Raw genomic sequence first — 25,191 nt, forward strand, 5'->3', positions numbered from 1 at the left:
CGTCCCGGCCGATCGCCAGGGCGGACGGGGCCACCCGGGCGGCTCGTCCGGCGGCGGGCCGGAGACCCGGAGGGACCATCGCGCCACCGGCCGCTGTGCCAGGATCGAGGCATGCCCGATCGTCTCTCGGCCCTGGACGCGTCCTTCCTGTACCTGGACGACGCCACCACTCCGATGCACGTGGGCACGGTGCTGCTGCTCCAGCTGCCGCGCCGGTCATCCCGCTCCGCCGGGGCGGGGGAGGCGGCGACGCCCTCGGCCGAGTACGACTGGTTGGTCTCCCTGATCGAGCAGCGGCTCGCGTTGGTGCCCCGGTACCGGCAGAAGGTGGTGGCGGTCCCCGGCAGGTTGGCCAGGCCGGTGTGGGTCGACGACCCGGACTTCGACATCGGGTACCACGTCCGGCGGTCCGCCCTGCCCAGACCCGGCAGTGAGGAGCAGCTGAACGAGCTCGTGGCGAGGCTGATGTCCCGGCCGCTGGACCACTCCCGCCCGCTGTGGGAGATCTACCTGGTGGAGGGGCTGAGCCGCAACCGGGTCGCGGTCATCACCAAGACGCACAACGCGGTCGTCGACGGGGTCGCCGGGGTGGACATCGGCCAGGTCCTCCTCCGGTCGAGCCGTCGTCCTCCCCAGCAGGACCCGGAGCTGTGGATGCCGGAGCCGCAACCCTCGGGTTCCCAGCTCGTCCTCGACGCGGCGTGGGAGGCGGTCCGCCAGCCGGGTGAGGCGGTGGAGAACGCCCGCCTGGCCGCGCTCGACCTCGCCGCCACCGCGCGGAAGCTGGTGGGCGCGGTCACCGGCGTCGCCTCCGCGTTGCGGACGGCGGTGCGTCCCCCGCCGGCGGGCCCGCTCAACGTCGCGATCTCCAGCCAGCGCCGGTACGCCGTCGCGCGCACCTCGTTGACCGACTACCGCAGCGTGCGGCAGCGGCACGGTGGCACCGTCAACGACGTGGTGCTCGCCGTGGTGGCCGGCGCGCTCCGCAACTGGTTGCTGTCGAGGGGGGAGGCGGTCTCCGCGTCGACGACGGTGCGGGCGATGGTGCCGCTCTCGGTTCGGACGGTGGCAGCGGAGGCGTCCGGGCGGGTGACCGAGGGGGCGTGGCACCAGGACCCGGGGGCGGGACAGGTGTCCGCCTACCTGGTGAACCTGCCCGTCGGTGAGAGCAGCCCGCTCGTGCGGCTGCACCAGGTCAGCCACGAGATGCGGGCCCACCAGGAGTCGGGGCAGTCGGTCGCGGCGAACGCGCTGGTCCGGTTGTCGGGGTTCGCCCCGCCGACGCTGCACGCGCTCGGGGCCCGGGCGGCGAACTCCTTCTCCCAACGCCTGTTCAACGTCATGGTGACGAACGTCCCGGGGCCCCAGGTGCCGCTGTACGCGGGAGGGGCGAGAATGCGGGAGATGTTCCCCGTGGTGCCGCTCGCGAAGAACCAGGCGCTGTCGGTGGGAGTGACGTCCTACGATGGCGGTGTCTACTACGGTCTCAACGGCGACCGGGACGCCATGTTCGACGTGGATGTGCTGGCTGGGATGATCAACGAGTCGGTCGAGGAACTGGTCGGGACGGTGGGTGCTGCGTGAGGGTCTACGTTCCGGTCACGGTGACGATGTTGCGGAGCCTGGTCGACACCGGTGAGCTGCGGGCGATCAGCGGGACGGCGTTCGCTCTGACCCCGATGCTCCGGGAGTCCTACGCCTCGGGTTCCACGGACGAACTCGAGTACGCCGCGATGCTGGAGGCGGCCCGCGCCTCGCTGCGGTTGCTCGCGGCGGAGTGGGCCGAGGACCAGAAGACCCCGGCTCGTCGCGGGGTGGTGGCGGCTGACGTCGAGGACGTCCGGCTGCGGCCGGACCTGGACGCCGCGGTCGTCCGACTGGCCGGGCCGGTGACCTCCGCCGAGGTGGCCGCCGTGCACCTCGACGACCCCGCCGCCGAGGACGCGGTGCGCACCGCCGCCGAGGTGGTCGACGCCGCCGACCTGGGTGACGACGACGCGGAGTTCCAGATCGGCGAGGCGGAGGACCACGAACTCGCCTGGTACGCCCCGCAGGAGCTGCCCTTCCTGCTGGAGCTGATGGAGCCCTGAGGCAGGGCGGTTCACCCGCCGCCGCCAGGGGCGCCGGCGTCCCGCGCGCGTCCTCCGTCCGTCACCCGCCCCCGCCTCCTGGCGCCGTCGAGGGGCGGCTCCCGGCATGCCGCGCCGGGTTCACCACGTCGTTCACGGAGCCGTCGGTCGCTCCGCTGACGTCCTCCGCACCCCGACGTGCCGTCGCCGGACCGACGGTCACGAGGCGGTCTCCGTGCCACCATGGAGGCAGGGATCGAGCAGAACCGGCCGGCGGCCGGGACAGCGCCCGCGCCCCAGCAGCCGGTGCGCCACCAGGCGAGGAGGCGAGTCACCCGATGGACGCCGTGACGTCACCACCAACCCCCTACAACGAGCCGGTCCGCAGCTACGCTCCCGGCACCGAGGAGCGGGAGAGCCTGCGGCGGAGACTGGCTGAGCTGGGCGGCACCCGCCACGAGCTCACGCAGACCATCGGCGGGGTCCAGCGCCTGGCTGGGGGGAAGTCCTTCGACGTGGTGCGGCCGCACGACCACTCCCAGGTCCTGGGGGTGAGCGCCGAGGCGACCCGGGAGGACGTGGCGGAGGCGGTCCGCGCGGCCAAGGACGCGTCGGGCGCCTGGGCGGAGACCTCCTACGACGAGCGTGCCGCGGTGTTCCTGCGTGCGGCGGACCTGCTGGCCGGCCCCTGGCGGGACACCATCAACGGCGCGACGATGCTCGGGCAGTCCAAGTCGGTCCAGCAGGCCGAGATCGACGCGGCCTGCGAGTTGATCGACTTCCTCCGGTTCAACGCGCACTACGGCCGACGCATCCTGGCCGAACAACCGAGGTCGACACCCGGGGTGTGGAACCGGCTCGAGTACCGTCCCCTGGACGGGTTCGTGACGGCGATCACGCCGTTCAACTTCACCGCGATCGCGGGCAACCTGCCGACGGCGCCCGCCCTGATGGGTAACACGGTGGTCTGGAAGCCCACGCCCACCCAGCAGCTCGCCGCGCACTTCACGATGCGGGTGTTGGAGGCGGCCGGCCTGCCCCCGGGCGTGATCAACCTGGTGACGGGGCGCGGGGAGGCGGTCAGCGAGGTCGCGCTCACCGACCCGGGTCTCGGGGGCCTGCACTTCACCGGATCGACCGGTACGTTCCGCATGCTCTGGCGGACGATCGGCGAGCACCTGGACACCTACCGCGCGTACCCGCGCATCGTCGGCGAGACCGGCGGCAAGGACTTCGTGGTCGCGCACTCCTCCGCTGACCCAGCCGCCCTGGTGACGGCCCTCGTCCGGGGTGCGTTCGAGTACCAGGGGCAGAAGTGTTCCGCGGTGTCCCGCGCCTACCTGCCCCGGTCGTTGTGGGAGTCGGGTCTCCGGGAGGAGCTGGCGGACGTGACGAGGACGATCCGCTACGGCGACATCAGCGACTTCTCGAACTTCGGTGGGGCGGTGATCGACGCCCGCGCGTTCGCCAAGCACCGGGCGCTGTTCGACCGGGTGGCCGACGATCCCTCGGTCGACGTCCTCGTGGGAGGTGGGACCGACGACTCGGTCGGCTACTTCGTCGAGCCCACGGTCCTGGTCGGGACCGACCCGGGGCACGAGGTGTTCGCCACCGAGTACTTCGGCCCGATCCTCGCGGTCCACGTCTACGAGGACGGTGACTACTCGCGCGTGCTGGACCTCGTCGACGAGGCCAGCCCCTACGCCCTCACGGGCGCCGTCTTCGCCACCGACCGCTCGGCGGTGGAGCAGGCGCACCGGCGACTGCGGTTCACCGCCGGCAACTTCTACGTCAACGACAAGCCCACCGGTTCGGTGGTCAGCCAGCAGCCCTTCGGCGGGTCCCGGTCCTCGGGGACGAACGACAAGGCGGGTTCCGTCTTCAACCTGGTCAGGTGGACCAGCCCGCGCTCGGTCAAGGAGACCTTCGTGCCTCCCACCGACCACCGGTACCCGCACATGGGCTGAGCCCGTCCGCCCCACCGTCGAGTGACGGGAGGGGGCGTCCCCCCGGGTGGAGACCTAGCCTGGGACGGCCAGCGGGATCGTTGGTGGCCGGCCCCAGCGCTGGTGAGGACCCTGGAGGACGCCGTGAGCCGGATCGCCCGGGTGGTCGGACCAGCCCTGCTCGTCCTGGCGGTCGCCGCGTGCGCCGGCCGGTCCGAACCGGGTCGACACCACTCGCTGTCGGAGCTCGTCGAAGCGACGGTGGCCGCCGTCGAGGAGGCCGGCAGCGCGCGGGTGGGCGTCACGGTCGGCCGCAGCGCGGATGTGCCGCCGCTGAGCGGCGACTGCCTGGTGGTCTACGCGGATCGGGAACCCGGGGTCGACTGCTTCGTCCTGGGGGGTACCGAGACAGGAAGCAGCCAGGACCGGTTCCTCGCCGTCGGGGACGGGGTGTTCGTCGAGACGGCGGAGATCGCCAGGGATCCGCACCGCCCACCCTGGCTGGCGCTCGGCCCTGGCGGGCAGTACGAGGGCCTGGCGACCACCGCCGAGCTGGTGCGGCGCGCGGTCTCGCCCGTCGGTGTGCTGCCACCCGGTGGTGACCTCGTGGCGGTGGTGGCGGAGGACGGCGACGACCCCGTGCTGCGGTACACGGTGGAGGTCGACCCGGCCTCGGCGGTGGCGGCCGCGCGCGACGAGGCGGACCGCGCCCACTACCGGGCGCTGACCGATCACGGGGTGCCCCGCGTCGTCGTCGACCTCTGGGTGGACGTCGAGGGCCTGCCGACCAGAGCCGAGGTCCGCGCCGTCACGGCTGACGGCGCCGAGCACGTGACCGAGGCGGTCTTCTCCCGGTGGGGGGAGGAGCGGGTGGCCCTCGAGCCACCGCCGGCGAGCGAGGTGGCGGAGGCTCGACGAGGGTGAGGGCCGCCCGAGGCCCGAGGCGGGATCGGGAGCGGGTGGGAACGGTCGAACGCCCGGCCGGATGATCCGGCCGGGCGTTCGGCATGTGGTCGCGGCGGCGGAACCGCCGTCCCGGGGCGCGAGACGCGGTCTCCCGGTTCCGGCGTCAGCCGGTCGGGGCGCCGGAGGGCACCTCCAGGTCGTTCGCGCTCACCGTCTCCTCCTCGGCCGGGACGGTGATGTCCACCGGCTCGCCCCAGCCCGAGTAGGTGACGATCGTGGTGGTCGCCTGGTCCTCGGCGCCGGGGATCTCCTGGTCGAGGACGACCTGGACCGGCAGGTCGGCGTCGTTCAGCCAGATCTGCTGCTCGATGGTGTCGACACCCTGCTGCGCGAGCATCTGCATGGCCTGCGCCTGCATCTCGTCCTGCACGAGCTCGCCGGCCCTGGCCACGTCGAGGCTGACGGTGTAGCGGGTGGCCTGCTGGCCGTTGACCTCCTCCTCCGCGCTGTCCACGATGGAAAGGGCGTCCTCGGCCTCCTGCAACATCGCCATCGGGTTGCCCGAGGCCGCCGCCTGCTGGCCGAGCATCTGGAACATCGCCCCGGCGCCCGCGGCCTCCTCGTTCGGGTCGATCTTCAACCAGCTCTTGCCGGGCTCGAACTCCTGCCCCAGGTTGAGGTACATGATCTGGCCCACCTGCACGGACCGCACGGGGCTGGGGGAGTCGGGGACGTCCATGCTCGTGGAGCTGTCGACGGCTCCGCCGTCCTGGTACTCCATGACCCCCTCGCCGCTGATGCTCGCGCCGGCGGCCTCGCCCTCGTAGGAGAGGGTGACGGTTCCCTCGGCCATCATGGCCTCGTTCATCCGGGTCATGAGTTCCCCGGCGTCGCCGTGCTCACCGGAGCCCTCGGCGTCGCCGCCCTCCGCCTCCTGGGACGAGCCGGGAGTGGTGTCCTCCGCGGTGTCCTCCGCGTTCCCGCAACCTGCGGCCACCCCGGCCAGGGCGACGGCGAAGGCGGCGATCGTCGTCTTGCGCACTGAGAATCTCTTCCTCTCACTCCACCCGAGTGCTCTTCGTCGCCCGAGTCTTCCGAGATGGACGTACCGCGAGGGCAACGGGTTCCCACCGTCACACGATTACGTTGGTGGTTTTCCCACTTGGGTGAAGATCCAAACATGTTTCATCACGCGGAGTACGTGCGTCGGCCGCAACTCACCCTTCCGTGTCCTGGCCAGCGCGGGAGAGCAGCAATCGGCGGAGTGAGTCGAGCCTGCCCTGGGAGCCGTCCCCCTCCTCGACGTGCCGGTCGAGGTGGCAGCCGGGGTCCTCGGGGGCGCCGAGGTGGCCGCAGTGCGGGGGGCACTCCTCCGCCGCCTCGGCCAGGCCGGGGAACGCCGAGACGACGTCGTCCGCGCTGATGTGGGCGAGACCGAAGGACCTGATCCCGGGGGTGTCGACGACCCAGCCGCCGCCTTCGAGCGGCAGCGCCACCGCCGAGGTCGAGGTGTGCCGCCCCTTCCCCACCGAGCTGACCTCGCCCGTCGCCCGGCGGGCGCTGGGCACCAGGTGGTTCACCAGTGTCGACTTCCCCACCCCGGAGTGCCCCACCAGGGCGGAGACCCGGCCGGCCAGCCTCGACCGCAGCTCCGCCGGCTCGGTGTCGTGGCGGGTGACCACGACGGGCAGGTCGAGGCCCTCGTAGCCGGACAGGATGGAGTCCGGGGAGGCAAGGTCCGACTTGGTCAGGCACAGCACCGGTTCGAGCCCGCCCGCGTAGGCGGCGACGAGGCAACGGTCGATGAACCCGAGCCGGGGCGGTGGGTCGGCGAGGGCGGTGACGATGACGAGCTGGTGCGCGTTGGCCACCACGACCCGTTCGTAGGGATCGGTGTCGTCCGCGGTCCGCCGCAGCACGCTTTCCCGGTCGGAGACCCGGACGATCCTGGCCAGCGTGTCGGCGGCTCCGCTGGTGTCGCCGACCAGGCTGACGCGGTCCCCCACCACCACCGGCGTGCGTCCCAGTTCCCTGGCGCGCATCGCCGTGACGAGCTGGTCCGGATCAGCGTCCAGCGCGCAGGTCCACCGGCCCCGGTCCACACCGACGACCAGCGCCGCCACCGCGTCGGCGTGGTCGGGCCGCCGCTTGCTGCGCGGCCGCGACCCGCGCCGGTTCGGACGTACCCGGACGTCGGACTCGTCGAGCTCCCGCCAGCTGCGGCGGCTCACCCGACCACACCCTCCGTCCGCTCGGCGTCGGAGACGCCGGCTCCCCCGCCGAGCATGGCCGCCCACATGCCGGGGAAGTCGGGGATCGTCTTGCTCGTCGTGCCGATGTCCTCCACGGAGACCCCGGGCACCCGGAGGCCGATCACGGCGCCCGCGGTGGCCATGCGGTGGTCGGCGTAGGAGCGCCACCGCCCGCCGTGCAGGGGCGCCGGTTCGATCACCAACCCGTCCTCGGTCTCCCTGGCGCGCCCCCCGAGCCCGTTGATCTCGCTCACCAGCGCGGCGAGCCGGTCGGTCTCGTGGCCTCGGAGGTGCGCGACTCCCCGGATCCGGGAAGGGGTGTCCGCCAGGGCCGCCACGGCCGCGACGGTCGGGGTCAGTTCCCCGACCTCGTGCAGGTCGGCGTCGATGCCGACGAGGCGGTCCGGTCCGGTCACCGTGACTCCCCGGTCGTCCAGGACGACCTCGGCGCCCATCTCGGCCAACAGCCCCCGGAACACGTCACCCGGCTGGTGGGTCGCGGACGGCCAGTGGGCGACGGTCACGCGGCCACCGGTGACCGCGCCGGCGGCGAGGAACGGGGTGGCGTTGGAGAGGTCGGGTTCGATCTCCCACGTCCGCGCCCCGATCGGACCGGGCTCCACCCGCCACACGTCCGGCGTCCCGTCGTCCACGGTCACGCCAGCCTCGCGCAGCGCGGCCACGGTCATCACGACGTGGGGCATCGACGGCACCGGGGGGCCCGCGTGGCGGATCGTGACCCCGCGGTCGTAGCGGGCACCGGCGAGGAGCAGTCCCGAGACGAACTGGGAGGAGGCGGAGGCGTCGATGGTGACCTCACCGCCCGGCAGGTGACCGGTGGCGTTCAGGGTGAAGGGCAACCGGTCGCCCGCCACCTCGGCGCCGAGGTCGCGCAGCGCCGTCAGCACGGTCGTCATCGGGCGGACCCGGGCCCCCGGGTCGCCGTCGAAGTGGACGGGACCGTCGGCGAGGACCGCGGCAGCGGGGACGAAGCGCATCACCGTCCCCGCGAGGCCGCAGTCGATGCGCGCGCCTCCCCGCAGCGGACCCCCGGTGACCTCCCAGTCCCCGTCGTCGAGGTCGCGCACACCGATGCCCAGCGACCGCAACGCGTCCGCCATCAGGGTGGTGTCCCGGCTCCGCAGCGGGTTCCGCAGCACCGAGACCCCCTCCGCGAGGGCGGCCAGCAGCAGTGCGCGGTTGGTCAACGACTTCGAGCCGGGAACCGAGACGGTCGCACCGACGGGTCCTGCCGCGCTCGGCGCGGGCCACAGTTCTGCCATGACCCGATAATCCCGCACCACCCCTTCCCCGACCTCGACCGGCACCGGTGAGGCCTCGCCGGGCGGAGTTCCGCCGGACCGGTGCCCGGGCAGGGGAGGGGACGTCACCGGAAGGGGGTGAGCTGACCTGGAGGTGGAGGCACCCGCCTTCACTCGTTCAGGGAAGCCTCCGTCACGCAGTGCCATGAAGTTGCGACACGAACCGCCATTGACCCTGGTCATTGGCCCTGCGAGCACGAGAGCCCTGCGTACCGTTGGACGCGGAGGGGGTGCTTCGACGTCGTTCCGACCCGTGGTGGGAACGACGAAAGGGGAACAGCGTGTGCGGAAGGTATGCCTCGACGCGGAAGCCGGCCCAGTTGGCGCGGGAGTTCGACGCGGTGGACGTCACCGGGGGCGACGCGCCCGGTCCCGACTACAACATCCAACCGACCCACCCGGTGTTAGTCATCACCGGAGATCACCCGAACGAGTGGAATCGGTCGGTGGGGGGCCACCGGGCGGGACGCATCGTCCGGGTGATGACGTGGGGGCTGGTGCCACGCTGGGCGAAGGACCCGGCCATCGGTTCCAGGATGTTCGCCGCGCGTGTCGAGACGGTGGCGGACAAGCCGGCGTTCCGCGACGCCGCCGCCGCCCGCCGCTGCCTGCTCCCGGCCGATGGCTGGTACGAGTGGGTACGGGGGCCGGGCCGGAAGTACCCCTTCTACTCCACGCGTTATGACGGGTCGGCGCTGGCGATCGCGGGCATCTGGTCCTCGTGGAGCGATCCGGAGCCGGGATCCACCCGCCGACTGGACACCTGCGCGGTGCTGACCACACCCGCGGTCGGACCCCTCGCCGCCATCGGCGAGCGGATGCCCCTGCTGCTGCCACCCTCGGCCTGGGATCGGTGGCTGGACACGACCGCTGACGTGGACACCGTCTCCGACCTGATGGTCCCCCCGCCGGCGGCGGAGCTGACCGCCATCGAGGTGCGGCCGGTGTCCCGCGAGGTCAACCGAGCCCAACACCACGGCCCCCGGCTCACCAGGCGCTTCGACTGGACCAGCGTGACCCCCGACTTGGACACCTCGGCACTCCTTCGGCAAGGATGATCCCCGGACCCACCGGCGACACCGGGGCGGCGCGGCCCCTCCCGTCGCCGGGACAGCGACGCGGGGAGACGAATCGCCGATGTGCGGTAGGTACGCGATCAGCCTGGATCCGGCGCGACTGGCCGCCGAGTTCGACGCGGTGGACGGTGCGGAGGGAGCCGTGGGACCGGATCACAACGTGACGCCCACCCGCCTCATCCCGATCATCGTCGAGCGGTTCCCCGCCGGGGCGGACTCCGAGGACCGCAGGCCCGCGCCGGTGCGTTCGGTGCGGGCCGTGCGCTGGGGGCTCGTCCCCCCGTGGGCACCGGATCTGACCAGCGGACCGCCCATGATCAACGCCCGTGCGGAGACCATCACCGAGAAACCCGCCTACCGGCAGGCGGTGCGCCGCCGCCGGTGCCTCGTCCCCGCCACCGGGTGGTACGAGTGGCAGCCCAACGAGTCCGGGAAGCAGCCGTTCCTCAGCGTTCGGCGGGACGGGCGCCCACTGGCGATGGCGGCGGTCTTCTCCACCTGGTGGCCCAAGGACCAGCCCAAGGAGAACACCGCACCGGTGGTGAGCTGCGCGGTGGTGACCACTGAGGCCCAGGGCGAGTTCGCCCGGGTGCACCACCGGATGCCCCTGGTGCTCGGTCGGGAGCACTGGGAGGAATGGCTCGACCCCGGGGCGGAGGAAGTCCGTCACCTGCTCGACGACCCGGCCGTCGTTCCGCTGGACGAGTTGACGATGTACCCGGTGTCCAAGGAGGTCAACAGCATGCGCAACAACGGTCCGCACCTGGTGGATCCGGTCGAGCTGGAGGACCGCGAGCCACCGTCGCCGGCTCCTACCCTGTTCGAGGCCTGACCTCCGTGCCGGCCATGGAGGTGGAGACGCCGGTCGGCACCGCCCGGGTCGAGGTGCACGGCGCGGCCCAGGACCGGGGCGTCCTGCTGCTCGGCCACGGTGCGGGGGGCGGTACCGACAGCCCTGACCTGGTCACGGCCACGCGAGCGGCGGTGGACGCGGGGGTGCACGTGGCGGCGGTCGAACAGCCCTACCGGGTGGCCGGTCGTCGGGCGCCCGCTCCGGCCCGGCAGCTGGACGCCGCCTGGCTGGCCGTCGCCTCCGCGCTGGCGAGCGACCGCTTCCCGGAGCTGCCGCTGTTGTTCGGTGGGCGCTCGTCGGGGGCGCGCGTGGCCTGCCGCACGGCGGGTGCGGGGGGCGCGGAGGCGGTGTTGTGCCTGGCCTTCCCGGTGCATCCCCCCGGGAAGCCGGAGAAGCACCGGCTGGCGGAACTGGACGGGGTCGACGTCCCGGTGCTGGTGGTCCAGGGCGCGAGTGACCCCTTCGGCCGTCCCGAACCGGCTCCGCACCGGCAGGTGGTCCTGGTGGCGGGCAACCATTCGTTGCGCGGGGAGCAGGACCTGGTGTACCGGGCGGTCCACGAGTGGCTCGACCGGGTGCTCCGCCCCCTCGACCTCTCGGACTCGACCGCCTGAGCTCGCCCGCGCCCCCGGCACGGGGACGGGTGCCCGTCAGGCGCAGAGCGCGGCGACGGTGCCGTTGGTCAGCCTCACCAGGTCCGCCGGGGCGAGTTCGATCTCCAGGCCGCGGCGGCCACCGCTGCAGAAGATGGTCTCGAACCGTTCGGCGGAGGCGTCCAGCACCAGCGGAAGGCGCTTGCGCTGCCCGAGCGGCGAGATGCCACCGGCGACGTACCCGGTGGCCCGCTCGGCGTCGACCACCTCGGCCAGCCGTGCCCTCTTCACCCCCACGGCGGCCGCGAGCGCCTTGAGGTCCAGCTGCCTGGTCACCGGGATGACCCCCACCAGCAGGGTCCCCGCCGAGTCCGCCACCAACGTCTTGAACACCCGCTCGGGCGCGACCCCCAAGGCCTCGGCCGCTTCCAGGCCGTAGGACTCGTGCCTGGGGTCGTGGTCGTAGCCGTGGAGGGTGTGCGGCACGCCCCGCCTGCTCACCAGCGTGGTCGCCGGTGTCCCGTGTCCCGCCATGCCGGAAGGATAGGCGGGCCGGCCGAAGGGAGGACCGGGTGACCGCGGGCACCCCGGGAATGCGAGCGGCGTGGGACGCGTTGTGCGCGACGTGGTCACAGATGTCGTAACGCGCGAAAGCGGGCACGACGACGTAGGGTTGGCGGCGGTCGCCGGCCAGCGTGGTCGGCCCACGTCGAGGGTGACCGCCGGGCTGTCCGCGCGGCGGGGAAGGAGGCCGGTGACCGGAAGGTCCGAAGCCGGACGCCCCGCTGGTGAGGGCACGTCCTCGCAGGGTGGGGACCAGCCGGCGGAGAGCGCCGCCGAACGGGCGGCGCGGTTCGAACGGGACGCCATGCCGCTGCTCGACCAGCTCTACGGCGCGGCCCTGCGGATGACCAGGAACGCCGCCGACGCCGAGGACCTCGTCCAGGAGACCTTCCTCAAGGCCTACGCCGCCTTCGAGTCGTTCGCCTCCGGCACGAACCTGAAGGCGTGGTTGTACCGCATCCTGACCAACACCTACATCAACGGCTACCGCAAGAAGCAGCGGCAGCCCCAGCAACAGCCGACCGACGAGATCGCGGACTGGCAGCTGGCCCAGGCCGAGAGCCACACCTCGCAGGGGCTGCGCTCCGCCGAGGTGGAGGCGCTGGACCGGTTGCCGGACACCGCGGTCAAGGCGGCGTTGCAGGAGCTCGCCGAGGACTTCCGGATGGCCGTCTACCTCGCGGATGTCGAGGGCTTCTCCTACAAGGAGATCGCGGAGATCATGGGAACACCGATCGGAACAGTGATGTCCCGACTCCACCGAGGCCGGGCACAGCTGCGCGAGCTGCTCACGGACGTGGCGAGGGACCGTGGATTTCTCCGTTCGGGGCAGCGGGAGGTGACTGGCTCGTGAGTTGTGGCGACGCGACGACCCCGTGTCACGAGGTCCTGGGTGAGCTGTGGCTGTACCTCGACCACGAGTGCGACGAGAAGCGCCGGGAGGTGCTGCAACGGCACCTGGACGAGTGCGGGCGTTGCCTCGAGCACTTCGGGATCGAGGAACACCTGAAGGAGCTGTTGGCCCGCAAGTGCGGTAATGAGCAGGCCTCGGCCGACTTCAAGGAGCGGCTGCGCGCCTCCATCAGGGAGACGGTGCTCGCACAGGCGGAGGTGACGGTGGAGCCCGCGGCGGGCGGGGCCCGAACCGTGGAGGTCACCCTCACCAACCAGCGGGTGGACGAGGAGGCCTGACCGGCCCGGACGGCATGTCGAACGGCGACGGGGGCCCGGAGCACGCGCTCCGGGCCCCCGTCGTCGGCCTCAGGAGTTGGGCCGCTTGCCGTGGTTGGCCTTGTTCTTCTTCCGGTCACGCTTCTTGCGCGCACGCTTTCCCATGCGTTCCTCCTTCGTGGGGCCTCCACACGCCTCGCCGTGGTGGAGGAGCGACCGGTACCGCCAGGCGGAGCCGGGCGCAGGTCTACCCGTCAGTCTGACACCTGGCCCCGGATGGGCCGGCCGGGGGTTGGCCCGCGGTGATCCCCGGCCGGCCGAACCGCGGCCCTGGCGGTGTGGGGGCACGCGGGCCGCCGCGCCGACCTGGCGGAGCGGGAGCCGACCCCGCACCGGTGGGTGGGGGTGCGGGAGGGCCGAGGTGGGTAACCCGGTCCCAACGCCCGAGGCGGGCGGTCCGGGCCGAGCGTGGCGTGGCCAGGGGCGTGGTTGGATGGTCGGAGGGGACCTCCGAGCGAAGGCGGGACGGTATGGCCGAGGAGATTCGGGCCGAGATCGTGGGAAACGTGCTCCAGGTGCTGGCCACCGAGGGGCAGGCGGTCGACGACGGGGACACCCTCGTGCTCCTCGAGTCGATGAAGATGGAGATCCCGGTGCTCACGGAGATCGCGGGGACCCTCTCCCGGTTGGCGGTCGCCGAGGGAGACGTGGTCCAGGAGGGCGACCTGATCGCCGTCGTCGAGTGACGGGGCGACCGTGACCGGAACCTTCTTCCTCGGACGGGGTGGTGGCCTTGTCCACGCTCAGTGACCTGCTCGCCGAACACACGACCCTGTCGGACGGAGTCGTGGACCACCTGCAGATGGTGGTGGCGGAGTGGCAGCTGCTGTCCGACCTCTCCTTCGCGGACTTCCTGCTGTGGACCCCGGTGGAGAACGCCGACGGCGAGGTCGACGACGGCCGGTTCCTGTGCGTGGCGCAGGCCCGGCCCACCACGGCGCCGACGGCGCACCCCGAGGACCTCGTGGGCGGCGTCGTCACCTCCGTCGAGCACCCCCAGCTCCGGCGAGCCGTTCTCGACGGGCGCATCTGCCGGGAGGAGGAGCCGAAGTGGCACCTCGGGGTGCCCGTGCGCCGGGAGACGATCCCGGTCCGGTACGGGAACCGGGTGGTCGCCGTGTTGAGCCGGGACACGAACCTGGCGATGCCGAGGGTCCCGAGCCCGTTGGAGATCTCCTACCTGGGCAGTGCCTCGGACCTGTGCCAGATGGTGGCCGACGGGAGTTTCCCGACGAGCGAGCCGGCCCCCGACGTGCACACCAGTCCCCGGGTCGGCGACGGTCTGATCAGGCTCGACGCCACCGGATCGGCGGTGTTCGCGAGCCCGAACGCCCTGTCGGCCTACCACCGGATGGGACACGCGGCCGACCTCCTGGGCACCCAGCTCGCGCCGCTGACCCGGGCGTTGATCTCCGATCCCTTCGACGCGACGGAGGTCGCCCAGCGCATCAGGCTGGCCGTTGACGGCCAGCCGAGCATGCGGATGGAGGCGGAGGCCCGAGGTGCCACCGTGCTCTTCCGCGCGTTGCCGCTGCGGCCCCGAGGGCAGGCGGCGGGAGCGCTGGTGCTGGTGCGTGACGTGACCGACCTGAAGCGGCGGGATCGGGCCCTGATGTCGAAGGACGCCACGATCCGTGAGATCCACCACCGGGTGAAGAACAACCTCCAGACCGTCGCCGCCCTGCTGCGCCTCCAGTCGAGGAGGATGTCCACGCCGGAGGCGCGGCAGGCGCTCCAGGAGTCGATGCGCCGCGTGACGTCGATCGCGTTGGTGCACGAAACCCTGTCGATGTCGGTGGACGAGAGGGTCGACCTCGACGACGTGATCGACCGGGTCATCCCGATGATGAGCGACGTCGCGGCCGCGGAGAGCCGGGTGGCGGTCCGCCGGGACGGCCGGTTCGGCGTCGTCCCGGCCGAACTGGCGACCCCGTTGGTGATGGTGCTGACCGAGCTGGTGCAGAACGCGATCGAGCACGCGTTCAGCCGTGGGCAGCGCGGCGACGTCTCGTTGTCGGCGAGCCGGTCGGCGAAGTGGTTGGACGTGTTGGTCAACGACAACGGCAGGGGACTACCGGCCGGCTTCTCCCTCGAACGCGCCGACGGGCTCGGACTCCAGATCGTGCGGACGTTGGTGGACTCCGAGCTCCAGGGGTCGCTGAGCCTGCGACGAGGTGAGCCGGTGGGGACGCAGGCGGTCCTGCGTGTTCCGCTCAAGCGCCGCCGTTGATGGCCGGGGCTCCTCCGGATGGCGGAGATCATTCCGCTGTCCGGGGTGACATCCCGCTACTGGGGGAACGGGCGGCGCGCCGGGGTGGGACGTCGCTCCGATGTTCGGTCCGACGTTTGTCGGGCACTCGGAATCGTCTCGATTCCCGTCGCGCATGACGGGTTCGGAGGAAGGGAAATGCCCCGAACATGAAAACGCCGAGAGCTCGGGGGCTCTCGGCGTGATCAGAGGGTTCGCGCGGCTCAGGCGTTGCTCCGTGCGCGGGTCCGGGCATTGCGCCGCTTCAGCGCGCGTCGCTCGTCCTCGCTCATTCCGCCCCAGACGCCTGCGTCCTGCCCGCTCTCCAAAGCCCAGGTCAGGCACTCGGAGGACACCGGGCACCGTCGGCAGACGGCCTTCGCCTCGGCGATCTGCAGGAGGGCGGGACCGCTGTTGCCCACGGGGAAGAACAGCTCAGGGTCCTCGTCACGGCAGGCCGCGCGGTGGCGCCAGTCCATTGTTACGTGCTCCTCGCTAGGCGCGATGCAACGCGCCGGTCGTTGTTCGGGGGTAAGTGTGGCGGGTGCTTGTGAAGGCTTTCACGTGCCTTGCCTTGTGAATGCTTTCACGAACTGGCGCAATGTCAAGGGGTTAGATCCAATCAGGTGAGGCAGCTCACCTGTAAGATCAAATTTGATCACGCTGAGTAGCTACAGGTGCGGCCAAGTCGGGGAGCTCGCTGGCCGAACCACACCCTATGGCGGTATGACACTCGCGCCCGTTGTGATTGCCCGGGAATCAGACTACTACCTGTAGGGCGTTTCGTGTTGCGGAGAACTCGATTGTGGTGTGGTGACCGAGGAAGTCGCCGTCGACCTGGAGCCCCGTCGGCCTCGCGCAGCGCACCACGACCGAGGGCACGTCGTCCACCCGCAACACCGCGCGTCCCTTGGGTTCCCGCGACGAACTGACCACCTGCCCGAGGTGTCGGAGCACGGTCGGCAGCGCGGTGGAACGAAGACCGAAGACTCCCAGGCCGCCGTCGAAGGACGCCCCGGGGTTCACGTGCAGCGGCCGGCGACCGAGGTAGGTCCAGGGGTCGGTGTTCGACACGAACGCCAGGTGGAGACCGGTGACCGGTTCCCGACCGGGGAGCGTCGCGGTCAACAGGGGGCGGCGACCGACGAGCCGGAAGTAGTTCGCCACGGCGATGCGCACGTAACGGGCGGCACTCGCCTCGCGGCCCCGCGCGCGCAGGCGCTCGACGCCGGCGATCACGTCGGCGTCCCAGCCCACCCCCGCGTTGAACGTGAACCACCTGCCGTTGGCCCGGCCGAGGCCCACCCGTCGGGACCGCCCCTCCTCGATCGCGGTGAGCAGCTGGTGCGTCGCCTCCACCGGATCCCTGGGCATGCCCAGCGCACGGGCGAACACGTTGCCCATGCCACCGGGAACCACGCCCAGCGCGGGGACGTCGTCCCGAACACCCCGGCGCAACAGACCGTTGACCACCTCGTTCACCGTGCCGTCACCGCCGAGGGCCACGACGAGATCCACGCCGTCATCCATGGCCCTCGCGGCGGCGTCCGCGGCGTGCCCCCGGTAGTCCGTCTCGGCGACCTCCAGCCGGACGGTGCTCGCCAGTGCGTGCGCGAGCACGTCCCGAACCCCGGACGTCGTGGAGGTGGCCTGCGGGTTGACCACGAGGAGCGCGCGCACGCATCGCAGGGTAGGCCAGCCCGTCGCGTGATCGCGCGTCGCCTGGCCGGGCGATCCCCAGCGCGCCCCGTGATCGCCACGCGTCCCGCGCGTCACGGGTGGCCGCGCCACGTCGACCTCGAGCTGGTCGGGGTTATCATCGGCGTTCGGAACTCCCGCCCCCCATCCCGTGAGGTGTCCCCGTGCGCTCCGAGTCGCCGCCGCGGTCCGTCCGACTCGCCGGACTTCTCGTCGCCCTCCAGGGGCTCGGGGGTCTCGGCTTCGTCGCGGTCTTCCTCACCAGGGAGATCGGCGGCGTCGGGCAGGAGACCGGCGGGAGCGGGTTCGGCCACGTCGCCTACTTCAGCCTGCTCAGCGTCGGCGTGCTCGCCATCGCCGCCGGGCTGCTGCGCGGTAAGCCGTGGGCCAGGACACCGGCGCTGTTCGTGCAGATCCTGCTGTTCGCGGTCGCCTGGTACGCCTTCGGCCCCTCCGAACAGCGGCTCGCCGGCGTCGCCCTCGGCGCCGTCTGCGTGGCGACCTTCGTCGCGCTGTGCACCATCAGGGCCCGCCTCTGGTCGGTCAACCTGACCGAGGAGGAGCTGGCACGGCGGGCCGGAGAGCCCCTCCCCGCCGGGGCCGGGCCGGGGGACGATCGTCCCGAGAACTCCTGAGCTCGTCGACCCGACCGTCGAACCCGATCACGGACGCCGGAAGGACCTCTGATGCGTTTCCGAGAGGCGAACTCCGCCGACTGGCCCAACATCTGGCCGATCTGGCACCGGATCGTGGCCGAGGGCGAGACCTACATGCTGCCCGACGTCGGCCAGGACGAGGCGGCGAGCTACTGGATGCTCCCCCCGCCGGCGAAGGTGTTCGTGCTCGAGGAGGACGGCGGACTCCTCGCCACGGCCCTGCTCAAACCGAACCAACCGGCCGGAGGCGACCACGTGGCCAACGCCTCCTTCATGGTCGACCCTGACCAGGCCGGTCGCGGGCTCGGACGACGTCTCGCCGAGTTCGTCCTCGCGGAGGCGGCCCAGGCCGGCTACCTCGCGATGCAGTTCAACGCGGTCGTCGAGACCAACACCCACGCGGTCCGGCTGTGGAAGTCGCTCGGCTTCGAGGTGCTCGCGACCGTCCCCGACGCCTTCCGCCACCCCCGTCTCGGCCTCGTCGGCGCGCACATCATGCGTCGCGCGCTCTGAACCACCCGGGGTCGAGGGGGATCGCACGGCGGTCGGGGACCCGCCGACGTCTCCGACGGGCGACGCGTCCGCTCGTCGAACCGGTGCGGCGCGGGCGCCACGACCGGGTCTGACGTCGTACGCGTCGCCCCGCCCGCCCCACGGTGGGCCGCGGCGGTGCCAGGCCCCGGGTCGAACGCGTTCAGCCAGAACCGGTCGGGAGCGGGGCTTCGGTTCCCGACTTCCCGGCTCCCACCGGATCGGCCGAACCCAACGCGGCCAGCGGGCTCCCGGTCAGGCGGAACACGGTCCACTCGTCCATCGGCACGGCGCCCAGTGAACGGTAGAAGGCGATCGTCGGCTCCAACCAGTTCAGCACCGACCACTCCAGACGGGCGTAACCGCGCTCGACGCACAGCTCCGCCAGCGCGGCCAGCAACGCCCGCCCGAGACCCTCCCCCCGCCGGTCCTGGGCGACGAACAGGTCCTCCAGGTAGATGCCGTGCGTGCCCCGCCACGTGGAGAAGTTCAGGAACCACAGGGCGAAGCCCACCACCTCACCACCCACCTCGGCGACGTGGCCGAACAGGGCGGGTTCGGGACCGAACAACGCGGTCCGCAGGGCGTCGGCCGTCAGGTGGCACTCGTGCGCCGCCTCCTCGTGCGCGGCCAACTGGTGCGCCAGCTCCACCACCCGGGTGACGTCACGGGGTTCGACGCGGCGAACGCGGGAATCGGGCATGATCGTGGGGACGCCTTCCTCGACGGGGCCTACCTACCGGCCCCAGGATCCCAGGTTCAGCGCCTGGAGCTGCGGCGTCCCCCTGTCCACCCCCAGCACCGCCGCGCCCCCGGTCAGCATCGAGAAGTGCGCGGCGGTGGAGAACGGGAGGCCGAGCCAGCGGGCGATCATCACCCGGCTGAGATGGCCGTGGCCGACGAGGACGACGTCCCGGTGCGGGAGGGCGTCCCGGACCCGGTGCAGGACGCGGTCTGCGCGGGACGTGACCTGGGCCGCGGTTTCCCCGTGGGGAGCGGGATGGGTCCAGATCGACCACCCGGGGAGCTCGCGGCGGATGTCGGCGGTCGTCCTGCCCTCGTAGTCCCCGTAGTCGATCTCGCGGAGGTCCTCACTGACCTCGGTGTGGTCGAGCCCGGCGAGTTCCGCCGTCCTGCGGGCGCGCTGCCGAGGGCTGACGAGGACCAGCGGTGGGGGGCCGGTCGGGAGCACCCCGCGCAGCACCTCGCCGGCCCGCACCGCCTGTTCCTCGCCCACCGGTGTCAGGGGGACGTCGGTGCGCCCGGTGTGACGACCAGCGAGGGACCAGGGCGTCTGCCCGTGGCGGACGAGGAACACCAGGGGACGCCGATCCCCAGGCTGGTCGGCGGGTGCGCCGGTCCCGGGACCCGCCGGGCTCACGTCGGCCTCCCCGAACGCGGGAGGCCACCCGTCCGGACCGGGAGATCCCGGGAGGGGCCCCGCCCCGTGTTCGGCGAACTCGTGGCCCCGCGGCCGGCGGCGCCCTGCGGGAGAAGGCTCGACCGGCGCGCCGTCGTGGGCTTCCCGACCGGGTCGGGTGGAGGCGGGGGCATGGGTCCTCCTGCTGGTGGCCGGGGTACCGCGTCGACGTGCCGGACCCTACTCGTGGCCGGGTCGATCCACCGCTCGACGCCGTGCCCCGGGGCGGGGTCGAGCGCGTCAGGCCCCGCCCGGGTCGGCCGGCCTCCCGTACCAGGCGAGGCAGTCCTCGTACCGGGGCAGCAGGCCAGCCTCCTGGGCCTCCCGCAACGTCGGTGCGCTCCGGTCCTTGTCGGACAGGACCAGTCCGTCGTGCTGGGGCAGTGGAAGTCCGAGCTCGGGGTCCAGCGGGTTGATGCCGTGCTCGGAGGCCGGCCGGTACCCGGTCGAGCAGAGGTAGGTCAGGAGGGTGTCATCCTCGAGCGCGACGAGCGCGTGACCGAGACCCTCGGCGAGGTAGAGCGCGTGGAAGTCGAGCGAGTCCAGGCGGACCGCCTCCCACCGGCCGAAGGTCGGGGAACCCACGCGAATGTCGACGACGATGTCGAGCAGCGCCCCCCGGGGGCAGTAGACGTACTTGGCCTGGCCCGGTGGCACGGCCGAGAAGTGCACGCCGCGAACGGTGCCTCGCCGGGACACGCTGTGGTTGGTCTGGGCGAGCCGGAATGGTCGCCCCACCGCCTCCACGAACGCGTCCTCCTGGAACGGTGCCACGAACAGCCCGCGGTGGTCGGGGAAGACGGAGGGGATGAACTCGACGGCTCCGGCGATCTCAAGCTTGCGTACCTGCACACCGGGCAGCGTATGAGGTCGTCTCCGCGACCGGAGGAGGGGCCGGTGCGGCCGGAGCCGCCCACCACGCCGGTACCGCCCTCGTCGGTGCGTGCCGGATCCCGGGCGGGGCGTGGTGGGGACGTGCACGGACCCTCACCTTTCGCTGGCCCGGCCTTGGGGAGTCCGCCGAGGCGCTGTCACACTGTCCGGCACCGCGTCGTCGCCGCGTGGCCAGACCCCGGGCCCGCGCCCACCGCCCCGCCCCGCCCAGTTCCTTGTCGGCCCACCGCGCCGTCCCCCTCACTGGAGCCTGGTGGCGGTGCCATCGCTCAGTTAGGACGACATGACAACGCTGGACACCACCTCGCCACTGACCGACTCCGAGATCCTCGAGGGACACCGAGGGGGGAAGCTCGCCGTCAACCTCACCCGCCCCCTGGTCGACGCGCGGACCCTCTCGATCGCCTACACGCCCGGCGTGGCCAGGATGAGCCGTGCCATAGCCGACGACCCGGCTCTCGCCGGTACCCACACCTGGGCCGGTCGGCTGGTGGCCGTCGTCAGCGACGGCACCGCCGTGCTGGGTCTCGGTGACGTGGGACCCCGTGCCGCGCTCCCGGTGATGGAGGGGAAGGCGGCGTTGTTCAAGGAGTTCGCGGGTCTGGACTCCATCCCCCTCGTGCTCGACACGACCGACGTCGACGAGCTCGTCGAGACCCTCGTCCGGCTCCGACCCTCCTTCGGTGCCGTCAACCTGGAGGACGTCGCGGCCCCGCGCTGCTTCGAGCTGGAGGACCGCCTTGTCGAGGCGCTCGACTGCCCGGTCATGCACGACGACCAGCACGGCACCGCGATCGTGGTGCTCGCCGCGCTGCGGGGAGCCGCCACGGTGGTGGACCGCGCGGTCGAATCGCTGCGGGTCGTGATCTCCGGTGCGGGCGCCGCCGGTGTCGCGTGCGCGCGCATCCTGCTGGCGGCCGGCGTCGCCGACGTCACGGTGCTGGACTCACGGGGGGTGCTCCACGTCGGGCGTGACGACCTGAACCCGGTGAAGCGGACCCTGTTGGGGCGCACGAACCCGAGGGGGCTCACCGGTGGGCTGGCCGAGGCGCTGGCGGGGGCGGATGTCCTCGTCGGGGTGTCGTCCTCCCCCGTGCCCGAGGAGTTGGTCGCGTCGATGGCCCCGGGAGCCGTGGTGTTCGCGCTGTCCAACCCCGACCCGGAGATCCACCCGGACATCGCCGCGCGGCACGCGTCGGTCGTCGCGACCGGGCGCAGCGACTTCCCCAACCAGATCAACAACGTGTTGGCCTTCCCCGGGGTGTTCCGGGGAGCGCTGGACGCCGGAGCCCGTCGTATCACCGAGCGGATGAAGCTCGCGGCCGCGGAGGCCATCGCCCGGGTGGCCCTGCCGGGCCTGAGGGCGGACCGGGTCGTGCCGAGCGTGTTCGACCCGGCGGTCGCTCCGGCCGTGGCCGAGGCGGTGGCCGAGGCGGTGGCCGGCGCCGCCCGCTGAGGGCGGCCGCCCCGGATGCCGGTCGGCGGGCGCTCACCGCCGCCGACCGGCCCGTTCCGAACCCGTGGGTCTCGGTGGAGCGAACTCGCCGGGAATCACTGAATTGTGCGAGTAGTTCGCGCGGAAACTCTCTCTTCCGGGTGAAGATGTGCGTTGGTTGGTCACGCAGAGCGCCCAAAACCCGCCCTTCCGCAATTCGGACGACCAATCCGCGCGGGTAAGCCCGTTACGGAATGATCCTCGCCGCTGGCCCGGCGCCGCCGTGGGGGATACCTTGCAGCGACCGGGGTCAGGCCCGCTCCCGCGGGGACCCGACTTCGGGCGGACCCGTGTGCGGCTGGGAGGATCGGTCCGGCGACCAGCGCACTTGACTCAAGCTTGACACTGAACGGATGTGGAGACTCGGGTGGCGGTCAACCGCGCGACTCCGGACGGTGTCCTTTCCCTCGCCTGTTCAGGGGAGAGCTCCGCACCTGCCAATGGAGTACAACCGAATGTGTCCACTCGGCATGTTCCGTGGGACAACGCTCTGCCTCTGGGGCCCGTGCGGGAGGATGAGACCGTGACCGACCCGGCCCAGCGCGCCGAGATCAGCGTGGATGCGTGGCGCGCACGCTGCGGCGCAGCGGACAACCCCCCGGAGGCCCAGGCCTCCACGCCGACCGAGCTCGACCGGCTGACCGCGCTCACCGTTCCGGCGGCGCTGTGCAGCGACGGAGACGTCGTCGAGTACGCGAACGAACCCTTCGCCAGGTTGCTGGCGGCAGGCGGCGTCGACGACCTCATCGGCAAGGACCTCGGCAGCTTCCTCGTCCGGGCGGGCGCGCTGGGCGCGCACCGGCTCTCCCGGTTCGACGGCTCCGAGACCACGGTGCGACTGTCGGTGTGGCCGACGGGGAACGGCCGCGATCCCGCGCTCCGCCTCGTGCTCTGCACCCCCTGTGACGAGGAGCGGCCGCCGGGGGAGGCCGTACCCGCCGCCCCGGCCGCGCCCCGCGCCGCCCGCGTGCCCACCGGGCAGTTCCCCGACGTGGGCTGGTTGACCGACGCCCAGGACCTCGCGGAGGCGGAGCGGCTCGCCGGGGTGGGGAGCTGGACCTACGACCCCGCCACCGAGGAGATGTACTTCAGCCAGGGCGCCTTGGAGATGTTCGCCCGCCACGGCTACGACCTGGACGACCCGCTGGCCAACGTGCACCCCAACGACCGGGACGCCACCGCCACCCTCATCAACGACGCGGGGCGGAACCGGATCGAGATGGAGTTGCGCGACCTCACCGGTGAACACTTCTTCATGCTCCGCGCCCGACCCGACTTCGACGAGTCCGGCGAGGTCATCCGTTGGCTGGGCACCCTCCAGGACGTCACCACCATCCGGGAGAACGAGCGACGGCTCCGGGAGCGGCTCCGACGTTCCGAGGACGCCGAACGAGTCGCCATGTTGGGCATCTGGGAGTGGGACCCGGTCACGGACGAGTGCCGGTGGTCCGAGACGATGGCGGCGCTCGTGGGCGTGTCCTCGGACCTGGACCTGACCTACGGCAGCTACCTGAGCTTCGTCCACCCCGACGACCGGCAGTGGGTGGACCGGCTCTGGCGCCAGCTCGCCGTCAAGCACGAACCGGTGTCCTGCGAGCACCAGATGGTCACGGCGGACGGCGCGGAGCGGATCTTCCGGTGCAACGGCGCGGCCGTCACCGGCCCGGACGGCCGGGTGACCCTGGTGGGCACCGCCCAGGACGTGACCGAACACCGGGCCGCCGAGGCCATCGTGGAACGCTCCAGCCAGCGCTTCGCCGACCTCGTGTCGATCACCCCGGTGGGGATCGGGATCTTCGACCACTCCGAACGGTTGGTCGACGCCAACGACGCGCTGTGCGAGCTGCTCGGCTACGACCTCGACCAGCTGCGGGGCATCACCGCCGAGGAGATGACCCATCCCGAGGACCGCACGGCGCGGTCCCGCTCCGCGGCCTGGATCACCGAGTCGGGGGAGAAGAGCTCCAAGGTCGCGCAGCGCCTGCTGGTGCGGTCCAGCGGGGAGCCGGTGTACTGCGAGCTGCACATCGCCATCTCCGTCCAGGACGACGGGAGCCGGTTCTGGCTCGTCGTCTTCCAGGACATCACCGAACGCCGCAGGACCGCGGAGGCGCTCCGCCACCAGGCGACCCACGACGACCTGACGGGGCTGCCCAACCGGGCAGCGGTCAAGGAGTTGTTGGGGAAACTGCTGGCCACCGTCGACCCCGACCAGCTCGCCGTGTTGTTCTGCGACATCGACAACTTCAAGCGGGTCAACGACTCCCTCGGCCACGACGCGGGAGACGAGCTGCTGGTGGCCCTGGCCCGCAGGCTGGAAGGGGGACTCCCCCCGCACTGCACGGCCGCGAGGATCTCCGGTGACGAGTACGTGGTGATCTGCTCCGACGTCGCGGCCGTCGGAGGTGTCGACGCGCTCGCCACCCGGGTGGCCGGCCTGCTGCGCGCCGCGGTACCGGTCCACAACCAGCTGGTCCGCGTCTCGGCGTCCATCGGGGCGGCGGTGCCCACCGGCGCCACCTCCACGGGCGCCGACCTGCTGAGGTTCGCGGACGCGGCGATGTTCGAGGCGAAGCGGGAGGGCGCCGGGCGGGTGTCGCTGGCCAGCGCGGCCCTCATCGCCTCGGCGGACCGCCAGGTGCACCTGGAAGGCCAGCTGCGGGACGCGCTCAGCCGGGACGGGCTCACCCTGCACTTCCAGCCCGTCGTGGGTGCCGACGGTTCGGTGCAGACCGCGGAGGCCCTCGTGCGGTGGCCGCACCCGGACCGGGGTCTGCTGTCCCCGGACATCTTCCTGCCGGTCGCCGAGCAGGGCGACCTGCTCCGCGAGCTCGACCGTTGGGTGCTCAGGACCGCGTTGCGGGAGGCCGCGTCCTGGCCGGAACCCGACGGGCGGCAGGTGGGGGTGGCGGTCAACCTGGCCGGCCTCGTGCCCGGTGTTCCCGACTTCGTCGAGTCGGTGATCAACGCGGTGTCGGAGAGCGGGATCGCCTGGGACCGGGTGATCCTCGAACTCGTCGAGACGAGCCTGATGGACCTGCCCTCACGAGTGCTCAACGCGATGGGGCAGCTGGTGGACCGGGGCGTGCGGTTCGCCGTGGACGACTTCGGGACCGGCTACTCCTCCCTCGCCAGGCTCAAGGAACTCCCGGCCCAGATCGTGAAGGTGGACCGCCAGTTCGTCTCCGGAGTGGGCACCGACCCCTCCGACTTCGCGGTGGCCCGCGCGGTGGTGGACATGGCCAGGGCGATGGGGCGCAGCTGCGTCGCCGAGGGCGTCGAGACGGCGACGCAGTTCCACGTCCTCCGGGGTGTGGGCGTCGACGCCTACCAGGGCTGGTTGTTCTCCCGTCCCGTCCCGCCCAAGGAGTTCCGGGCCGTCCTGGGACTCGGCCCCCTCCACGTGCCCAGGGCGGGCTGACCGGTAACCCGAGGTCG

General features: G+C 72.1%; 25 protein-coding genes. 15 read left to right on the plus strand and 10 right to left on the minus strand.

The window, feature by feature from the left end; genetic code table 11:
* Nucleotides 1–111: 111 nt before the first annotated feature.
* From G443_RS20030 to G443_RS20045, 4 genes are all read left to right on the plus strand, one after another.
* Nucleotides 112–1,584 (plus strand): WS/DGAT/MGAT family O-acyltransferase, encoded by a 1,473-nt coding sequence (locus G443_RS20030; RefSeq protein WP_026419293.1) that lies wholly within the window; start codon nt 112–114, stop codon nt 1,582–1,584.
* On the plus strand, nt 1,581–2,090 hold the full coding sequence (locus G443_RS20035) for a DUF6912 family protein (RefSeq protein ID WP_026419292.1): 510 nt from the start codon (nt 1,581–1,583) through the stop codon (nt 2,088–2,090). The genes G443_RS20030 and G443_RS20035 overlap by 4 nt, the downstream gene beginning before the upstream one ends.
* Before the next feature lie 317 nt (nt 2,091–2,407).
* Complete coding sequence (gene pruA, locus G443_RS20040) at nt 2,408–4,036, plus strand: L-glutamate gamma-semialdehyde dehydrogenase (RefSeq protein WP_026419291.1); 1,629 nt, start codon at nt 2,408–2,410, stop codon at nt 4,034–4,036.
* A 123-nt stretch (nt 4,037–4,159) separates the two neighbouring features.
* On the plus strand, nt 4,160–4,939 hold the full coding sequence (locus tag G443_RS20045) for a hypothetical protein (protein WP_155886186.1): 780 nt from the start codon (nt 4,160–4,162) through the stop codon (nt 4,937–4,939).
* Nucleotides 4,940–5,084: 145 nt separating this feature from the next.
* On the opposite strand, the gene G443_RS20050 is transcribed toward G443_RS20045, so the two are convergent.
* The 3 genes from G443_RS20050 to aroA all read right to left on the minus strand — a co-directional run bounded on the left by G443_RS20050 (nt 5,085) and on the right by aroA (nt 8,456).
* The gene (locus G443_RS20050; protein ID WP_026419289.1) at nt 5,085–5,963 is read right to left on the minus strand and encodes an SCO4651 family lipoprotein; all 879 of its coding nucleotides are present in this window, start codon (nt 5,961–5,963) and stop codon (nt 5,085–5,087) included.
* 175 nt (nt 5,964–6,138) lie between these two features.
* A complete protein-coding gene (gene rsgA, locus G443_RS20055; RefSeq protein ID WP_026419288.1) occupies nt 6,139–7,152 on the minus strand; it encodes a ribosome small subunit-dependent GTPase A in 1,014 nt (337 codons plus the stop codon).
* Complete coding sequence (aroA, locus tag G443_RS20060) at nt 7,149–8,456, minus strand: 3-phosphoshikimate 1-carboxyvinyltransferase (protein ID WP_030227669.1); 1,308 nt, start codon at nt 8,454–8,456, stop codon at nt 7,149–7,151. Before aroA ends, rsgA begins: the two co-directional genes overlap by 4 nt.
* 320 nt (nt 8,457–8,776) lie before the next feature.
* Between aroA and G443_RS20065 the strand changes: the two genes are divergently transcribed.
* The 3 genes from G443_RS20065 (at nt 8,777) to G443_RS20075 (ending at nt 11,038) form a co-directional block, all read left to right on the plus strand.
* Nucleotides 8,777–9,553 (plus strand): SOS response-associated peptidase, encoded by a 777-nt coding sequence (locus G443_RS20065; protein ID WP_026419287.1) that lies wholly within the window; start codon nt 8,777–8,779, stop codon nt 9,551–9,553.
* Between the two features lie 79 nt (nt 9,554–9,632).
* A complete protein-coding gene (locus G443_RS20070; RefSeq protein WP_026419286.1) occupies nt 9,633–10,403 on the plus strand; it encodes an SOS response-associated peptidase in 771 nt (256 codons plus the stop codon).
* 14 nt (nt 10,404–10,417) lie between these two features.
* Entirely contained in the window at nt 10,418–11,038 is a 621-nt protein-coding gene (locus G443_RS20075) for an alpha/beta hydrolase family protein (RefSeq protein ID WP_026419285.1), read from the plus strand.
* A gap of 36 nt (nt 11,039–11,074) precedes the next feature.
* Here the strand turns inward: G443_RS20075 and ybaK are convergent, their stop codons facing one another.
* Nucleotides 11,075–11,551, minus strand: coding sequence for a Cys-tRNA(Pro) deacylase (gene ybaK, locus G443_RS20080; protein WP_026419284.1), 477 nt, complete (start codon nt 11,549–11,551; stop codon nt 11,075–11,077).
* Between the two features lie 220 nt (nt 11,552–11,771).
* Here ybaK and G443_RS20085 point away from each other — a divergent pair, with 220 nt between their 5' ends.
* A complete protein-coding gene (locus G443_RS20085; protein ID WP_026419283.1) occupies nt 11,772–12,434 on the plus strand; it encodes a sigma-70 family RNA polymerase sigma factor in 663 nt (220 codons plus the stop codon).
* Nucleotides 12,431–12,772, plus strand: coding sequence for a mycothiol system anti-sigma-R factor (rsrA, locus tag G443_RS20090; protein ID WP_026419282.1), 342 nt, complete (start codon nt 12,431–12,433; stop codon nt 12,770–12,772). The genes G443_RS20085 and rsrA overlap by 4 nt, the downstream gene beginning before the upstream one ends.
* A 69-nt stretch (nt 12,773–12,841) precedes the next feature.
* Here rsrA and G443_RS25905 read toward each other — a convergent pair whose 3' ends face one another.
* The gene (locus G443_RS25905) at nt 12,842–12,916 is read right to left on the minus strand and encodes a 50S ribosomal protein bL37 (protein ID WP_372493020.1); all 75 of its coding nucleotides are present in this window, start codon (nt 12,914–12,916) and stop codon (nt 12,842–12,844) included.
* Nucleotides 12,917–13,281: 365 nt separating this feature from the next.
* Here G443_RS25905 and G443_RS20095 point away from each other — a divergent pair, with 365 nt between their 5' ends.
* Nucleotides 13,282–13,497, plus strand: a complete 216-nt coding sequence (locus tag G443_RS20095) for a biotin/lipoyl-binding carrier protein (RefSeq protein WP_026419281.1) — start codon at nt 13,282–13,284, stop codon at nt 13,495–13,497.
* Nucleotides 13,498–13,544: 47 nt separating this feature from the next.
* Nucleotides 13,545–15,041 carry a sensor histidine kinase gene (locus tag G443_RS20100; protein ID WP_026419280.1) on the plus strand — a complete coding sequence of 499 codons (1,497 nt, stop codon included), beginning with the start codon at nt 13,545–13,547 and terminating at the stop codon, nt 15,039–15,041.
* A 242-nt stretch (nt 15,042–15,283) separates the two neighbouring features.
* Here the strand turns inward: G443_RS20100 and G443_RS20105 are convergent, their stop codons facing one another.
* Together G443_RS20105 and G443_RS20110 are read right to left on the minus strand one after the other, a co-directional pair.
* Nucleotides 15,284–15,538 carry a WhiB family transcriptional regulator gene (locus G443_RS20105; protein ID WP_016698240.1) on the minus strand — a complete coding sequence of 85 codons (255 nt, stop codon included), beginning with the start codon at nt 15,536–15,538 and terminating at the stop codon, nt 15,284–15,286.
* Between the two features lie 280 nt (nt 15,539–15,818).
* The gene (locus G443_RS20110; RefSeq protein WP_026419279.1) at nt 15,819–16,739 is read right to left on the minus strand and encodes a diacylglycerol/lipid kinase family protein; all 921 of its coding nucleotides are present in this window, start codon (nt 16,737–16,739) and stop codon (nt 15,819–15,821) included.
* 182 nt (nt 16,740–16,921) lie between these two features.
* Between G443_RS20110 and G443_RS20115 the strand changes: the two genes are divergently transcribed.
* Entirely contained in the window at nt 16,922–17,392 is a 471-nt protein-coding gene (locus G443_RS20115; protein ID WP_026419278.1) for a hypothetical protein, read from the plus strand.
* A 51-nt stretch (nt 17,393–17,443) separates the two neighbouring features.
* Nucleotides 17,444–17,926 carry a GNAT family N-acetyltransferase gene (locus G443_RS20120; RefSeq protein WP_026419277.1) on the plus strand — a complete coding sequence of 161 codons (483 nt, stop codon included), beginning with the start codon at nt 17,444–17,446 and terminating at the stop codon, nt 17,924–17,926.
* A gap of 181 nt (nt 17,927–18,107) precedes the next feature.
* On the opposite strand, the gene G443_RS20125 is transcribed toward G443_RS20120, so the two are convergent.
* The 3 genes from G443_RS20125 to G443_RS20135 form a co-directional block, all read right to left on the minus strand.
* Entirely contained in the window at nt 18,108–18,647 is a 540-nt protein-coding gene (locus G443_RS20125; protein WP_026419276.1) for a GNAT family N-acetyltransferase, read from the minus strand.
* Between the two features lie 33 nt (nt 18,648–18,680).
* Complete coding sequence (locus tag G443_RS20130) at nt 18,681–19,265, minus strand: histidine phosphatase family protein (protein ID WP_026419275.1); 585 nt, start codon at nt 19,263–19,265, stop codon at nt 18,681–18,683.
* 339 nt (nt 19,266–19,604) lie between these two features.
* Nucleotides 19,605–20,216 (minus strand): dTDP-4-dehydrorhamnose 3,5-epimerase family protein, encoded by a 612-nt coding sequence (locus tag G443_RS20135; protein WP_026419274.1) that lies wholly within the window; start codon nt 20,214–20,216, stop codon nt 19,605–19,607.
* Nucleotides 20,217–20,541: 325 nt separating this feature from the next.
* Here G443_RS20135 and G443_RS20140 point away from each other — a divergent pair, with 325 nt between their 5' ends.
* Both G443_RS20140 and G443_RS20145 read left to right on the plus strand, forming a co-directional pair.
* The gene (locus tag G443_RS20140) at nt 20,542–21,714 is read left to right on the plus strand and encodes an NAD(P)-dependent malic enzyme (protein WP_026419273.1); all 1,173 of its coding nucleotides are present in this window, start codon (nt 20,542–20,544) and stop codon (nt 21,712–21,714) included.
* A gap of 562 nt (nt 21,715–22,276) precedes the next feature.
* Nucleotides 22,277–25,174, plus strand: coding sequence for a sensor domain-containing protein (locus G443_RS20145; RefSeq protein ID WP_026419272.1), 2,898 nt, complete (start codon nt 22,277–22,279; stop codon nt 25,172–25,174).
* Nucleotides 25,175–25,191 lie beyond the last annotated feature (17 nt).

The organism is Actinoalloteichus caeruleus DSM 43889 (assembly GCF_000429185.2).
GTDB lineage: Bacteria > Actinomycetota > Actinomycetes > Mycobacteriales > Pseudonocardiaceae > Actinoalloteichus_B > Actinoalloteichus_B caeruleus.